At 67.0% G+C, this 14266-nt stretch carries 13 protein-coding genes; all 13 read right to left on the bottom strand.

From position 1 onward, the window contains the following. Positions 1-284: 284 nt before the first annotated feature. The 13 genes from F466_RS0106220 to truB all read right to left on the bottom strand — a co-directional run bounded on the left by F466_RS0106220 (position 285) and on the right by truB (position 14251). The gene (locus F466_RS0106220; protein ID WP_026296422.1) at positions 285-1487 is read right to left on the bottom strand and encodes an aminotransferase class I/II-fold pyridoxal phosphate-dependent enzyme; all 1203 of its coding nucleotides are present in this window, start codon (positions 1485-1487) and stop codon (positions 285-287) included. Then, a complete protein-coding gene (gene der / locus F466_RS0106225; RefSeq protein ID WP_018993671.1) occupies positions 1474-2928 on the bottom strand; it encodes a ribosome biogenesis GTPase Der in 1455 nt (484 codons plus the stop codon). Before der ends, F466_RS0106220 begins: the two co-directional genes overlap by 14 nt. A 50-nt stretch (positions 2929-2978) precedes the next feature. Further along, on the bottom strand, positions 2979-4169 hold the full coding sequence (gene bamB / locus F466_RS0106230; protein WP_018174746.1) for an outer membrane protein assembly factor BamB: 1191 nt from the start codon (positions 4167-4169) through the stop codon (positions 2979-2981). A 15-nt stretch (positions 4170-4184) separates the two neighbouring features. Next, positions 4185-4799 carry a tetratricopeptide repeat protein gene (locus F466_RS0106235; RefSeq protein WP_018138253.1) on the bottom strand — a complete coding sequence of 205 codons (615 nt, stop codon included), beginning with the start codon at positions 4797-4799 and terminating at the stop codon, positions 4185-4187. Between the two features lie 43 nt (positions 4800-4842). After that, positions 4843-6126 carry a histidine--tRNA ligase gene (hisS, locus tag F466_RS0106240; protein WP_018174745.1) on the bottom strand — a complete coding sequence of 428 codons (1284 nt, stop codon included), beginning with the start codon at positions 6124-6126 and terminating at the stop codon, positions 4843-4845. Positions 6127-6183: 57 nt separating this feature from the next. Beyond that, positions 6184-7383, bottom strand: coding sequence for a RodZ domain-containing protein (locus F466_RS0106245; RefSeq protein WP_018993672.1), 1200 nt, complete (start codon positions 7381-7383; stop codon positions 6184-6186). Beyond that, a complete protein-coding gene (gene pilW, locus F466_RS0106250) occupies positions 7373-8143 on the bottom strand; it encodes a type IV pilus biogenesis/stability protein PilW (protein ID WP_018138256.1) in 771 nt (256 codons plus the stop codon). Before pilW ends, F466_RS0106245 begins: the two co-directional genes overlap by 11 nt. Continuing rightward, positions 8143-9276, bottom strand: a complete 1134-nt coding sequence (locus tag F466_RS0106255; protein WP_018138257.1) for a bifunctional tRNA (adenosine(37)-C2)-methyltransferase TrmG/ribosomal RNA large subunit methyltransferase RlmN — start codon at positions 9274-9276, stop codon at positions 8143-8145. Before F466_RS0106255 ends, pilW begins: the two co-directional genes overlap by 1 nt. A 144-nt stretch (positions 9277-9420) precedes the next feature. After that, on the bottom strand, positions 9421-9852 hold the full coding sequence (gene ndk, locus F466_RS0106260; protein WP_018649004.1) for a nucleoside-diphosphate kinase: 432 nt from the start codon (positions 9850-9852) through the stop codon (positions 9421-9423). 156 nt (positions 9853-10008) lie between these two features. Further along, positions 10009-10632 carry a class I SAM-dependent methyltransferase gene (locus tag F466_RS0106265; protein WP_018649005.1) on the bottom strand — a complete coding sequence of 208 codons (624 nt, stop codon included), beginning with the start codon at positions 10630-10632 and terminating at the stop codon, positions 10009-10011. A gap of 65 nt (positions 10633-10697) precedes the next feature. Further along, positions 10698-12785 carry a polyribonucleotide nucleotidyltransferase gene (pnp, locus tag F466_RS0106270; protein ID WP_018138260.1) on the bottom strand — a complete coding sequence of 696 codons (2088 nt, stop codon included), beginning with the start codon at positions 12783-12785 and terminating at the stop codon, positions 10698-10700. A 125-nt stretch (positions 12786-12910) separates the two neighbouring features. Next, a complete protein-coding gene (gene rpsO / locus F466_RS0106275; RefSeq protein WP_012982141.1) occupies positions 12911-13180 on the bottom strand; it encodes a 30S ribosomal protein S15 in 270 nt (89 codons plus the stop codon). A gap of 111 nt (positions 13181-13291) precedes the next feature. Beyond that, on the bottom strand, positions 13292-14251 hold the full coding sequence (truB, locus tag F466_RS0106280; RefSeq protein WP_018993673.1) for a tRNA pseudouridine(55) synthase TruB: 960 nt from the start codon (positions 14249-14251) through the stop codon (positions 13292-13294). Positions 14252-14266 lie beyond the last annotated feature (15 nt).

Consider the following 14266-nt stretch of genomic DNA (forward strand, 5'->3'; position numbering starts at 1 on the left):
ACCGGCGGTTTTTGACCTTCCCTCCCGATATGAGCCCCTTGTGGAGGGCGTGACAGGCCGGGAGAAGGCGCTGACTGTCTGAGCGAAGCGAGTTTCAGCGCCGCCGGCCTGGCGCGTCCGGAGCAAGGTTCCCGGGCGAATCCCGGGCGTGTTTCTTGGGTACTTCTTTGCACGAGCAAAGAAGTAACTCGGGGTGCGCTGGCGAAACAGCGCTTGGCAGGCGGCAAGACGAAGCCACCGTAAAACCGGGTGCCGAACCAGGGCCAGCCTCAAACAGGTGAGTGTCAGGCGAGGACCGACGCGAGGCGGTCCAGTGCTTCGCGCAAGCGTGGCTCGCGCTGGGTGTAGGCGATGCGCAGGTAGCGCTGGCCCGCGCTGGGGCTGAAGTCCGTGCCCGGCGTGAGCGCCACGCCCGCCTCGTCGAGGATGCGCGCGCAAAGCGCCTCGGAGTCGTCCCCGTGTGCCGTGCAGTCGGCGTAGATGTAGAACGCCCCATCGGGGCGGGCCTGAACCTCGAGGCCCAGCGCCGGCAGGGCCTCCAGCAGCACCTCACGCCGCGTCTGCAGTTCGCGCACCTGGCGTTGCAGGATCTCCTCGGTCTCGGGGGCGAAGGCCTCGACCGCGGCCGTCTGCGCCATGCTGGCCGGGGCCACGAACAGGTTCTGGGCGATCCTGCGAACCGGGTCGATCCACATCTGTGGGACCACCATCCACCCCAGCCGCCAGCCGGTCATCGCGAAGTACTTGGAAAAGCTGTTGATCACGATGACATCGGGGTGGAAGGCCGCGGCACTGCGCTGCGGCTCGTCGAACAGGATCTGGCCATAGATCTCGTCCACGATTACCAGACCGCCCCGCGCGCGCACGACGTCCACGATGGCGGCCAGACGATCGGCGGACAACCGGGTACCGGTGGGATTCGCGGGTGAACCGAGCAGGATGGCCCGGGTTCGCTCGCCCCAGGCCTGCGCTACTGCCTCGGCAGTCGGCTGGAAGGCGTGCTTGGCGGCCACCGGCAGCCCGACCGGGACCGCCCCGCGCGCCGCGACAAACTGACGGTTACAGGCATAGCCCGGGTCGGGGAGCAGCACTTCCTCACCGGGGTTCACTCCGGCGGCCAGCGCCAGCAGGATCGCGGCAGAGGCCCCCGCCGTGACCACGACGCGCTCGGGGTCGATCTCGGCCTGATGGCGACGGCGGTAGTCGGCCGCGATGGCCTCGCGCAGCTCGCGGGTACCATGCGCCGGGGTATAGCGGGTATCCCCGGCCGCCAGCGCAAGCTCCCCGGCGCGCAGCACCGCGGGGGGCGTGGGAAAGTCCGGTTCACCCACCTCCAGGTGGATGATATCGCGCCCGGCACGCTCGGCCGCCTGGGCGCGCGCCAGGATATCCATCACCCGGAAGGGCTCGACCGCTCGGCCGAACGCGGACAGCGCAGGGGCACTCGGCCCCTCCAGTGATGCCCGGCTCGGATCAGCGGCGGACATGGCGCATCATGCGCTTTCGTTTGCGCTGCTGGCGCGGCGTGAGGGTATTGCGGCGACCGGCATACGGGTTGCGGCCCGAGCGAAACTCCATGCGCAGCGGTGTACCCACCAGCCCCAGATGCTTGCGGAAGAAGTTCTCCAGGAAGCGCTTGTAGCTGCCCGGCAGGGCATCGGTCTGGTTGCCATGGATCACGATGACCGGGGGATTCTGCCCGCCCTGATGGGCATAGCGCAGTTTGATCCGGCGACCGCTGACCAGGGGTGGCGCATGCTCGGCGACGGCACTCTCCAGCAGGCGGGTCAGCTCGGGGGTCGAGACCTTGGCAAACGCACTGGTATGGGCCTCCTGCACGTCTTCGAGCAGGTGGCCCACATTGGTGCCATGCAGGGCAGAGATCAGCCGCAGCCGGGCAAAGTTGACGAAGCCAAGACGCCGGTCCAGGTCGTCACGCACGCGCTCGCGTTCCTCCGGCGCCATACCGTCCCACTTGTTCACCGCGAGCACCAGCGCGCGGCCGGAGTCGATCACCAGGCCCAGCAGGTGGGCATCCTGTTCCGACAGCCCAGCCTGGGCATCCATCACTAGGATCACGACATGCGCGGCCTCGATCGCCTGCAGCGTCTTGATCACGCTGAACTTCTCGATGACCTCGTGTACACGCGCCCGGCGCCGCACCCCCGCAGTGTCGATCAGGGTGTAATCCTGTCCATCGCGCGAGAATGGGACAAAGATGGAATCACGAGTGGTGCCGGCGACATCCGTGGCCACCACGCGCTCGTCGCCGAGGATGCGATTGACCAGCGTGGACTTGCCGACATTCGGGCGCCCGACAATGGCCACGCGGATGCCCGGCCAGTCGTCCAGCGCGGCCTGCTGCGAGGCCTCGTCCAGTCCGTCCTCCGCGACCTCCTCCGCTGCACCCTCGGCCGCTTCGGCCTCGCGCCGCTCGGCGGCCACGGCCCGCCGGACCTTCTGCATCAGGCCCTTGATGCCGCGACCATGGGCCGCGGCGATCGACGTGATCTCGCCCATGCCCAGGGTATAGAACTCGGCGCTCACGGCGTCGGCATCCAGGCCGTCGGTCTTGTTCACCACGACCCGGGCCTTGACCCCGGCCGAACGCAACTGGTCGGCGATCGCCTGGTCCTGCGGCGTCAGGCCATCGCGCGCATCCACCAGGAACAGGACATGGTCCGCCTCCGCGACGGCCCGCTGGGTCTGCTCGGCCATCGCCCGGTCCATCTCGGCACCCTCGCCCGACAGACCACCGGTATCCACCACCAGGTAGGGGAAGTCGCCCACCTTGCCGATGCCGTACTGGCGATCGCGGGTCAGGCCGGCGACATCGGCCACCAGCGCATCACGCGAGCGCGTGAGCTGATTGAACAGGGTCGACTTGCCGACATTGGGTCGGCCGACCAGGGCAATGACAGGGATCATCAGGCAACGCTACCGCAACAGCTGGATCCGGGGGTACGTGCCAGCGACGCTCATTCCCCGGAGTCCAGACGCGGATTGACCGCGGTGAGCCGACCGTTGTCGGTCACCACGTAGAGGATGTCGTCCACCAGCACAGGGCGGCTCACGACCGCGCCGGAGCTCGCCCGCAGACGGGCCACGATGCGGCCGTCCTCGAGGTGGAACCAGTGCAGGTAGCCTTCGTAGTCGCCGACGATGGCGTAATCACCGACCACAACCGGGGCGGTGACGCCGCGCAGGCGCAGCTGCTCGCTCTGCCAGAGATCGGCGCCATTGCGCGGATCCAGCCCCCACAGGTGGCTCTCGGCATCGGTGACCGCGAGGACGTTCGCCTCGTTCGTCACATCCCCACCCTGATAGGACGAGAAGTCGCGGGCCCAGAAGATTTCGCCGGAATTCAGGTCGATGGCGGCCAGACGCCCCTGATAGCCGGATGCGATCGCCGCACCCTGATAGATCGGCATGTAACCGTCGACATCGACCATGCGCTCCACCTCCGAGCGGCCGGTCGGGATGCCGAGCGTCGTCTCCCACAGTACGTTGCCGCGCTCCCGCCCGAGCATTACCACACGCCCGTTATCGAAGCCGGTAAGTACGCGCCCGGCCGTCATCTGGGGCCGATGCGCACCGCGCAGGCTCAGCGAGGGCGTGGTCCGCAGCGCGGTCCACTGCGTGGCGCCGGAGGCCGCATCCAGGGCATGCACGCGACCATCGTTGGTGCGCGCAATCACAACACCCGAGGCGACGTCCGAAATCGCCACGACCTCGCTGGACAGACGCGAGCGCCAACGCTCGCCATCACCCTGCAGATCCACCGCGATAGCCTCGCCATCCAGAGTGCCGACCACCGCGATCTCGTCGCCCACACCAACACCCGCCGACACCCGGGCGTCGTCCAGGCGTACGCGCCAGCGCTGGCTCCCGGTTTCCGGATTCAGCCCGGAGACGCGGCCATCGGCATCGACCATCACCAGCATGTCGTCGACCACCCCCGGATAGACCTGCCAGAGGAAGCGCTCACCGCCGCTCCCGACCGAGCGCGACCACAGCTGCTCCGGCTGCGCCTCCGCCTCGAATTCGGGCAGATCGGCCGGGGGCTCCGTGGTATCGCGTTGCCACAGGCCACAGGCACTCAGCGACAGCATGAGCGCACCGGCAATCAGCAGGCGCACGGCGGTCTTCGTCGGGGCAGACACGGACATGGGAGGTCAGTTCCTTTAGGCCGAGAGCTCTTCGTACTTCAGGCTCAGGTATTCGGGTGTATGGCCATGGTCAAGCGCTTCGCGATAGCGCTCGCGGGCCAGGTCGCGATCCCCGCGCGCCCGCGCGAGGTCGCCTTCCAGTTCCAGGCGCAGGCCGCGAAACGCATCGCGGCGCACGTCGCCAAGGGCCGATTCGGCATCGTCATACTGCTCCGCCAGAATCATCTGCCGCGCCATGCGCAGGGTGAGCAGTTCGCGGTAACCCCGATCCGGCGCAGCATCACGCGCCGAGCGCAAGGCCTCTATGGCCGCCTCGTGGTCGCCCTCGGAGACCGCCAGGTCTGCGCGGAAGATCCAGGCCAGCGAGCGATACGGCGTACCCCGGCCCTGCTCGATCAGCTGGTCGGCCAGCTCCATCGCACGGGCGTTGTTGCCGGTCTGCGCCGCGCCCTGCATAGCGATATACATGTCGGAGGCGCCGGCCGCGCGCTCGTCCTGGTGGCCACTCCACCAGTTCCAGCCGATCAGGCCGCCAATGCCCAGCACCAGACCGGCAATGATGGCGATGGCATTATCCGACCACCATTGTTTGATGCGTTCGGCTTTTTCTTCGTCGGTGAGGTAGCTCATCGTCCTCTTGATCCTTCGGTTGCGGTACGCGCCTTGACGTTCGTCAGGCGGCGGACGCGTGCAGGGCCTGTTCCAGATGGCGCGCGAGTTCCTCGCGCGGTACGGCAGTTTGTTCGGCTCCGGGCGATCTTAACGGCTTCACCGTCACGGTGCCCGCGGCGTGTTCGTCAGTTCCGAGCACCAGGGCAAAATGGGCGCCCAGCCGATCCGCCCGTTTCATCTGCGACTTGAAGCTGCCGCCCCCGCAGTGCTGGACCAGCCGCAGCCCGGGCAGTTCGCTGCGCAGCCGCTCGGCCAGCTCCAGCGCGGGCCCCACCAGCTCGTCACCGCCCACGACCAGGTAGGCATCCGGCCCCGGCGGCTGCGGTGCATCTTCCCGGGCCTCCAGCAGCGCGACCAGGCGCTCCAGCCCCATGGCCATGCCAATGGCCGGGGTGCCACGCCCCCCCAGCTGTTCCACCAGGCCGTCATAGCGCCCGCCGGCGCAGACCGTGCCTTGCGCCCCGAGGTCGTCGGTAATCCACTCGAACACGGTGTGCGTATAGTAGTCCAGACCGCGCACCAGCCGCGGGTTATGGACGTACTCGATACCCAATGCATCCAGGTGCGCGCACAGGCTGTCGAAATGCGTGCGCGACTCGGCATCCAGGTGATCCATCAGGCTCGGCGCGTTCGCCACCACGGCGCGCGTCTCCGGGTGCTTGCTGTCGAGGATGCGCATGGGGTTGTCGTGCAGCCGCCGCAGCGCCTCCTCGTCCAGCGAATCCCGATGCTGCTCAAAGTAGGCGATCAGCTGGTCCCGGTACTGGGCGCGGCTTGCCGGCGTCCCCAGCGTGTTCAGCTCGAGGCGCACATTTTCCAGGCCCAGCAGCTTCCAGAGCCGGGCGGTCATGGCAATCATCTCGGCGTCCACATCCGGGCCCTGCAGCCCGAACACCTCGACACCCACCTGGTGAAACTGCCGGTAGCGACCCTTTTGCGGGCGCTCGTGCCGGAACATCGGGCCCAAATACCAAAGGCGCTGAACCTGGTTGTGCAGCAGGCCGTGCTGGATCCCGGCGCGCACGCAGGAAGCGGTGCCCTCGGGCCGCAGGCTGAGGCTGTCGCCATTGCGGTCCTCGAAGGTATACATCTCCTTTTCGACGATGTCCGTGACATCACCGATCGAGCGCTTGAAGAGCTCCGTCGCCTCGACCACCGGCATCCGGATCTCCTGATAGCCATAGCCATCCAGAAGGCCGCGCAGGCCGTCTTCCAGGTGCTGCCAGACGTGGATCGACTCGGGCAGGATGTCGTGCATCCCGCGAATGGATTTGATCGCTTTCATGTTGCCTTTGTGGACTCGGGACCGGCCTGCCCAGGGCGCGTAGCCGGCGTCGAAAGATCAGGGTTCGAGGTCGAAGCGTGCGGTGCGGTCTCCCCGGACATGGGGCTCGAAGTCAAAGAGCTCGCCATCCAGGGTCAGTTCGACGCCCCGGGCATTCCCCAGGACCACACGCCCGGGAAGCGTGAGTTCCAGTTCCTCACGGTCGCCGCTGCTCAGCACACCGGTAAACACGACCTCGTCGTCCGCATTGCGAATCTCAAGCCAGGAAGTCTCGCTGACCTCCAGCACCAGTCGGTACAGGCCGTCGCGATCGGCCTCTCCACCATTCGGTGCGGCCGCATCCTCGTCCTGGTCCTGGGCCACGGCGGCACCACCGGTCAGTAACGTCATTTCCGACACCGGGCCGGACGTCGAGGATTCGGCCGCCTCTTCAGTGGAGGTCTCGTCGGTCGCCGTGTCCTCTGCGGGCACCGGCTCGGCCAGCGTGTCCATCGCGGGTTCCGGGTCCTGTTCTGCACCAGCCTCACTGACCTCGGGATCCGTCTCCGCAGCCCTCGGCGCCTCGGGCTCGGGTTCCGCTTCCTCGATCAACGACGGCGGCGCACTCAATTCATCATCCGGCGCGCGGGCGGCGGCATCCTCGGACGGGACACTGCGATCGTCTTCCAGCCATCCCAGAGACGGGAATGACGGCGTACCGCCGCCGCGCTCGGACCACGCGTAAACCCCCAGACCCAGTAGCGCCAGCAGGAGCAGAAAGGTCAGCCAGTACGGCGCACTGGAACGCCGCCGCCTCTTGCTCCGGGCCGAGGCCGTAGCCACCGCCCGCAGCTCCGGCTCGGTCAGGCCATGGCCCTCGAAGGCGCGCAGCCAGGGATCGGCGTTCACCCCCAACTCGCGCGCACAGGCCCGCAGATAGCCCCGTACATAGGCCGGGGCCATGTGGTCAAACCGGTTCGCCTCCAGGTCTTCCAGCGTCCCGCGACCGAGGTGGATCCGGTGTGCCAGCGTGGCGGTATCCAGACCGGCGGCCTCGCGCGCGCGGCGCAGGCTATTGCCGGGCTCGCCCTCCCCACCCTCGGGATCGGGAGGCGGGGGCTGATCCCGAGTCGTCAGCCCACTTGCAGCGGGAAACTCCGGGGCCGCATGGGGGTCATCGTCCGTGGTTCGTAACGGTTCCATCTCGGAAACGGAATCGTCGACTTCCTCGACCCGGCCCAGACCCGGCTCCTTGTCATCACGCGGCTCAGCCACCATTGCGCTCCATGTCTTCCAGGCGGACCAGCTCCATGCTGTCCGGGTACTGACGCCGCAGGCGTTCCGCGCAGTCGTTCGCCGCACGCCGGTTCCCGAGCGCCAGTTCCGCCCGATAGCAGAGGAACAGCGTCTCGGAACTTTCCACACCCAGCCCTTCCAGGCGTTGCAGGAATGCCCTTGTCTGCATCGGGCGGTCGTCTTCGTAGGTCAGGCTTGCCATTTCCAGGAGGGCACGCGGGTACTGCGGGTTGATCCGCAGCGCCTCGCGCAGCTTCTCCTCGGCGCGTTCCGTCTGCCCGGCATCGGCGAAGCACACCCCGGAGTTCATCAACGCAATCTCGCGCTGGTCGTAATCGGGATTGTCGATCGCCTTGGCAAACAGCTCCTGCGCCTCGTCAAAGGCCTCGCGCCGGCACAACAGGGCCCCAAGGCTGGTCTGCACGTAGGGGTTGCCATCGTCTCGGCGCAGTGCCCGGCGGTAGTGCTCTTCCGCGCGCTCATGCGCACCCCGGCGTTCGTAGACATTGGCCATGCCCAGATTGGCGAGCGGATGGTTCGGATCGAACTCCAGCGCCCGCTTCAGATTGCGCTCGGCCTGGTCGACCTCCCCCTCGCGCAGATAACCGATACCCAGCTCGGCGTTGACCTCCGCGGCCTCTGCGCGTTCTCCGGTTACCTCGCGCTCGGCCATCGCCGCGCATCCTCCGAGGGCCAGCCCCAGCAGTACCACGACGGCCGGGCGCCCCCAGCGAAGCCCCATCAAGAGGCCCTCCGCGGGCGCTCAGGCAGTTCGGCGTGCAGACGAATCATGCGCATCCCCCGGTTGGTACGGTCTTCCACCTGCCCCACCAGCTGTCCGCAGGCAGCATCGATGTCATCGCCACGCGTGCGTCGCACCGTGGTGACATAACCCGCCTTCTGCAGCTGACGCTCGAAACGCTCGATATCCGCTTCCGCAGGACGGTCGAAAGGCGCACCGGGAAACGGATTGAACGGGATCAGATTGATCTTGCCGGGGATGCCCCGCAGCACGCCGGCCAGCTGATTGGCATGTTCGGGGCGGTCATTCACGCCGGCCAGCAGCACGTATTCGAAGGTCACGCCACTGTGCGCGCCCGTCGCCTCGACATAGCGCCGGCAGCTCTCCATCAGGCGCGCGATCGGGTACTTGCGATTGATCGGGACCAGGCGGTCGCGCAGCTCGTCGTTCGGGGCATGCAGGCTGACCGCCAGGGCGACATCGGTGTCCTCGCTGAGGCGGTCCAGCGCCGGCACCAGCCCGGAGGTCGACAGCGTCACCCGCCGACGGCTGAGGCCATAGGCGTTGTCGTCGGTCATCAACTGACAGGCCGCCACAACGGCATCGTAGTTGGCCAGTGGCTCGCCCATGCCCATCAACACCACATTGCTCACCGCGCGTTGGCGGCCCTCCGGTGCCGGCAGGCGCTGCATCGCCAGCCAGACCTGGCCGATGATCTCGGCGGCCGTCAGGTTGCGGTTGAAGCCCTGCTGAGCGGTCGAACAGAAGGTACAGTCCAGCGCGCAGCCGACCTGCGAAGAGATGCACAGGGTGCCGCGTCCGGATTCGGGAATGAAGACGGTCTCGATCGCGTTGCCATCCGCCAGACGCAGCACCCATTTCACGGTGCCGTCACCGGAGGCCTTCTCCAGCGCGATCTCGGGCAGGGCGATCTCGGTTTCGCGCGCCAAGCGCTCGCGCAGATTGCGCGAAACATCCGTCATCGCGTCAAAGTCGGTGACCCCGCGCTGATGCATCCACTTGACGAGCTGAGTGGCACGAAAACGCGGCTCACCCCACTGCGCCAGCAGCTCGGTGAGCTGACTGCGGCTGTAACCCAGCAGATTCAGAGGTGTAGAGGTTTCCGCTGCCATGCTCGCGACCAGTTAAAAACACCCCCTAGTGTACTGCGCAAGGGGGATGCCTGCCTACGGGGCCCGGCGGGACCCGCGAGGGCCCCCGTAGCAGGGAGAAAAGGCGCCGCCGCGACGGGGACCGCGCCCTTTCCCGACCGGCGCTTAGCGGGTGCGCGGACAGACGCCGTCGTTGCCGAAGAAGAACTCGATCTCGCGCGCGGCGGTTTCCGCGGCGTCCGAGCCGTGGACGGCGTTCTCGTCGATCGAGGTCGCGAAGTCCGCACGGATCGTGCCCGGGGCCGCGTCCTTCGGGTTGGTCGCACCCATGATTTCACGGTTTTTGGCGATCGCGCCCTCGCCCTCGAGGACCTGCACCATCACCGGACCGGAGATCATGAACTCCACCAGATCGTTGAAGAACGGGCGCTCCTTGTGCACATCGTAGAAGCCCTCGGCCTGCTCGCGGCTCAGCTGGATCATGCGCGCGGCTACGACTTGCAGGCCGGCTTTTTCGAAACGGCTGTAGATTTCGCCGATCACATTCTTGGAAACGGCATCCGGCTTGATAATGGACAGGGTACGTTCTGCGGCCATGTTGGCTCTCCTGAGTAAGGTTGAATAAACGGGGGCTATCCTGCGTCGCAAACGCGAGAACCCGCCAGACGGCGGGCTCCAGGCAGGAACAGCGTGCGGCGCGTAGTGTAGGCAAACTCGCGCCCGCATGCACGCAGGCCGAGCCCGCCGCCAGCATCAGGCGTGCGCGGGCTTGCGGAACTCCACCTGCTTCCAATATCCGAACAGGCTGGCGGGGGCCACCATCGCCGGTTCCTGACCGGTCACGCTCACGAAGTCCTCGAACTCCATGTCCGGTCGGAAGCCGACCGCGCGCGACAACGGGCGCAGACAGCGCTCGAACCCGCGCAGCAGCCACTGCCTAGACGCGAAGTGGTTGATCACCAGGATCTGCCCGCCCGGACGGCAAACGCGCCACATCTCGGCAAACAGCCGATCCGGGTTGGGCACCACGGTGGCGACATACATCGCGACCACCGCATCAAAGCTGCTGTCGGCGAACGCAAGCTGCTCGGCGTCCATCTCGCACAGGCCGGAGACCGCGGGGAGCCCACCATTCAGGCGGCCCCGTGCGACATCCAGCATCTCGCGCGAGACGTCGATCCCGACGATCTCGCAGTCGTCCGGATAGTCCGGCAGCGAGAGTCCGGTACCCACACCCACCTCGAGTATGCGCTTGCCGGACAGCGGCGCCAGGGTCTCCTGGGCGCGTTCGCGACCGGTTGCGAACACCCGCCCGAAGGTGGCGTCGTAGTGGCGGGCGTAGCGCTTGTAGCTCTTGCGGATACTGACCAGATCCATGCCGTTACGTCCCGAATACCGATGGCCGGGCACCCAAGGGTGCCCGTTGCGTGACGGAGCCCAGATCAGGCCTCGGACTCGACCGCTTTCATGCTCAGGCGGATGCGCCCCTGCTTGTCTACTTCCAGCACCTTCACGGTGACCGAGTCGCCCTCGGACAGGAAGTCCGCCACGTTCTCCACCCGCTCGTCGGAGATCTGCGAGATGTGCACCAGGCCATCACGGCCCGGCAGGATGGAGACAAACGCCCCGAAGTCCATGATCTTCGCGACCTTGCCGGTGTACTGACGGCCGACCTCGATGTCGGCGGTCAGCTCCTCGATACGGCGCTTGGCCTCGAGGCCGGCGGCCTGGTCAGTGGAGGCGACCTTGACCGTGCCATCGTCCTGGATGTCGATCGTCGCACCGGTCTCCTCGGTCAGGGCACGAATCGTCGCCCCGCCCTTGCCGATCACGTCGCGGATCTTGTCCGGGTTGATCTTCATGGTGATGAAGCGCGGCGCGTGGGACGACATCTCCTCGCGGTGGCTCGGCAGCACCTCGTTCATGCAGCCAAGGATGTGCATCCGGCCCTCGCGCGCCTGCGCCAGCGCCTGCTCCATGATCTCGCGGGTAATCCCGTCGATCTTGATGTCCATCTGCAGCGCGGTCACACCATTGGTGGTACCGGCCACCTTGAAGTCCATGTCGCCGAGGTGATCCTCGTCGCCCAGGATGTCCGACAGCACGGCGAAGCGCTCGCCTTCCTTGATCAGGCCCATCGCGATCCCCGCGACCGGGGCCTTCAGCGGCACGCCCGCATCCATCAGTGCCAGCGAGGTACCACAAACGGACGCCATGGAGCTGGACCCATTGGACTCGGTGATCTCGGAGACCACGCGCACCACATAGGGGAACTCTTCGACCTTCGGCATTACGGCCGCCACCCCACGCTTGGCCAGGCGCCCATGCCCGATCTCGCGGCGCTTGGGCGAGCCAACGAAACCGGTCTCGCCGGTGCAATAGGGCGGGAAGTTGTAGTGCAGCATGAAGCGGTCACGGCGCTCGCCCTCGATCGCATCGATCACCTGGGCGTCGCGATCCGTGCCCAGCGTGGCCACGACCAGCGCCTGAGTCTCGCCGCGGGTAAACACCGCCGAGCCGTGCGTACGCGGAAGCACACTGGTCTGGACGCCGATCGGGCGTACGGTCTTGTTGTCGCGTCCGTCGATACGCGGATTGCCATCCAGAATGCGGTCGCGCACCAGGCGGTACTCGAGATCGTGGAATGCCGTCTTCACGTCTTCCGCGCTCGGCCCGGACTCGTCTTCGCTGGCGATCGCGTCGACGGCCTGGCTGCGCAGCTCGCTAATGCGCTGGGTACGCGCCTGCTTCTCGGCGATCTGATAGGCCTCGACGAGGTCGTTGCCCACGGCCTCCTTGACGCGGTCTTCCAGCGACGCCTCGGACGGCGGTGCCTGCCAGTCCCAGGCCGGCTTCCCGGCCTCAGCCGCCAGTTCCTTGATCGCCTGGATCGCGGCCTGCATCTGCTCGTGGCCGAACATCACCGCGCCCAGCATCGCCTCCTCGGAGAGCTCGCTGGCCTCCGATTCGACCATCAACACGGCATGCTCGGTGCCCGCCACGACCAGGTCGAGATCGGAGTCTTCCAGGGCGCTGTAGGTCGGGTTCAGCAGGTACTCACCGGCACGATAGCCGACGCGCGCGGCCCCGATCGGGCCCGCGAACGGGACACCGGACAGCGCCAGCGCGGCGGAGGCGCCCAGCAGGGCGGGGATATCGGGATCGACTTCGGGGTTGATCGACATGACCGTGGCCACGATCTGGGTCTCGTTCTTGAAACCCTCGGGGAACAGCGGGCGGATCGGACGATCAATCAGGCGCGAGGTCAGCGTCTCCTTTTCGTTCGGACGGCCTTCGCGCTTGAAGAAACCACCCGGGATCTTGCCGGCGGCGTAGGTCCGTTCCTGATAATTCACGGTCAGCGGGAAGAAGTCGCGACCTGGCTCGGCCTCCTTGCGCGCGACGGCGGTCACCAGGACCACGGTCTCGGCCATGTTGACGAGGACGGCGCCACTGGCCTGGCGGGCGATGTCACCGGTCTCGAAGGTGACGGTATGGTTTCCGTACTGGAACGACTTCTTGTGTGCCACGTTATATCCCGTTTCCCGTAATGCGTGCATCGGTCTTGCTTGCGATGGGCCGACCAGCGCCCCTGCGCGGCCGCCCCTGAAACTGAACGGGCCCGCACCAGTGGCGCGGGCCCGTTGTGCCTGCCTTAGCGGCGCAGGCCAAGCTCCTGAACCAGGGCCTGATAGCGGTCCTGGTCATTGCGCTTGAGATAGGTCAGCAGCTTGCGCCGCTGGCTGACCATCTTCAGCAGCCCGCGACGCGAGTGGTGGTCCTGCTTGTGCTTTTCAAAATGCCCCATCAGATGCTGGATGCGGGCCGTGAGCAGCGCGACCTGGACTTCCGGCGAACCGGTGTCGTTGGCATCGCGCTTGTGCTTCTCGACGATGGCCGATTTTTCTTCGGTAGTGAGCGACATGAAAACCTGACTCCTGAGATTACTTGACCGTTAATCGACCAGTGGCGCTGGCGATAGGCGCGCAATGTTAGCACGACGTACCGGCCTTGAATAGAAAGAACCGCGGCGTCGTCAGGACGCCGCGACAAACAGGCGGCGGGGCCGCACCCGGCCGTCCGGTTCGCGCGACCCCACCGCCAGAAAGCCGCCCTCGGCGTCATACACCCGCACCAGCGGCCAGCCAGTTTCGGCCTCGGCCGGCGCGCCTTCTGCACCCGGGGTCTGGGACTCGATCGCCTCGGCACCCGCTGCGTGGCCATGGCGCATGGCCGCGCTGGCCTGTGCATTGAGGGAAACCGAGGGCCAGTGCCCTAGCGCCGTTTCCGGGGCCTGCAGCATGGCCTCGATCGCGGCCGCACCACCCGCTTCGAATGCGGCCTCCACCTGCTCCATCGTTACCATCGCGGCGGCCTCGAATGGGCCGTGCCCGATGCGCCGCAGGCTGTCGACCGCCGCCCCGCAACCCAGCGCATGCCCGATGTCGGCCACCAGAGAGCGCACATAGGTGCCCTTGCTGCAGCGCACATCGATGCGCAGCCGCTCGGGCGAGATGACTTCGATCGACAGGGCATGGATCTGCACGGGCCGCGGGGGACGCTCCACCTCCACGCCCCTGCGCGCCAGCTCATAGAGCCGCTTGCCATCGTGCTTGAGGGCCGAGACCATCGGAGGCACCTGCTCCTGCGCCCCGCTGAACCGCCGCTCCAGCACCCGCAGCTGCTCCGGCTCGACGGCCGGCACCGGCGCCTCGCGGATGACCGCGCCATCGAGATCCGCACTATCGGTCTCGACCCCCAGCTGCGCCTCCGCGATGTAGTGCTTGTCGGCGTCCAGCAGCCAGCCCGAGACCTTGGTCGCCTGACCGAAACACAACGGCAAAAGGCCGGTCGCACGCGGGTCCAACGCCCCGGTATGACCGGCCTTCTTGGCCTGCAACAGGTACTTCACGCGCCCCAGGATCTGGGTAGAACTCGGCCCGCGGGGCTTGTCCAGCAGCAGAATACCGTCGACCTCGCGACGTGCGCGCGCCATCAAGGAAACCGGCCG

The sequence above is a fragment of the Thioalkalivibrio sp. ALgr1 genome, from assembly GCF_000378285.1.
Taxonomy (GTDB): Bacteria; Pseudomonadota; Gammaproteobacteria; order Ectothiorhodospirales; family Ectothiorhodospiraceae; genus Thioalkalivibrio.

Bases quoted from the DNA above. Each gene is read 5' to 3' on its own strand.
- F466_RS0106220 (WP_026296422.1), bottom strand. From the start codon at position 1,487: ATGTCCGCCGCTGATCCGAGCCGGGCATCACTGGAGGGGCCGAGTGCC.
- der (WP_018993671.1), bottom strand. From the start codon at position 2,928: ATGATCCCTGTCATTGCCCTGGTCGGCCGACCCAATGTCGGCAAGTCG.
- bamB (WP_018174746.1), bottom strand. From the start codon at position 4,169: ATGTCCGTGTCTGCCCCGACGAAGACCGCCGTGCGCCTGCTGATTGCC.
- F466_RS0106235 (WP_018138253.1), bottom strand. From the start codon at position 4,799: ATGAGCTACCTCACCGACGAAGAAAAAGCCGAACGCATCAAACAATGG.
- hisS (WP_018174745.1), bottom strand. From the start codon at position 6,126: ATGAAAGCGATCAAATCCATTCGCGGGATGCACGACATCCTGCCCGAG.
- F466_RS0106245 (WP_018993672.1), bottom strand. From the start codon at position 7,383: ATGGTGGCTGAGCCGCGTGATGACAAGGAGCCGGGTCTGGGCCGGGTC.
- pilW (WP_018138256.1), bottom strand. From the start codon at position 8,143: ATGGGGCTTCGCTGGGGGCGCCCGGCCGTCGTGGTACTGCTGGGGCTG.
- F466_RS0106255 (WP_018138257.1), bottom strand. From the start codon at position 9,276: ATGGCAGCGGAAACCTCTACACCTCTGAATCTGCTGGGTTACAGCCGC.
- ndk (WP_018649004.1), bottom strand. From the start codon at position 9,852: ATGGCCGCAGAACGTACCCTGTCCATTATCAAGCCGGATGCCGTTTCC.
- F466_RS0106265 (WP_018649005.1), bottom strand. From the start codon at position 10,632: ATGGATCTGGTCAGTATCCGCAAGAGCTACAAGCGCTACGCCCGCCAC.
- rpsO (WP_012982141.1), bottom strand. From the start codon at position 13,180: ATGTCGCTCACTACCGAAGAAAAATCGGCCATCGTCGAGAAGCACAAG.
- truB (WP_018993673.1), bottom strand. From the start codon at position 14,251: ATGGCGCGCGCACGTCGCGAGGTCGACGGTATTCTGCTGCTGGACAAG.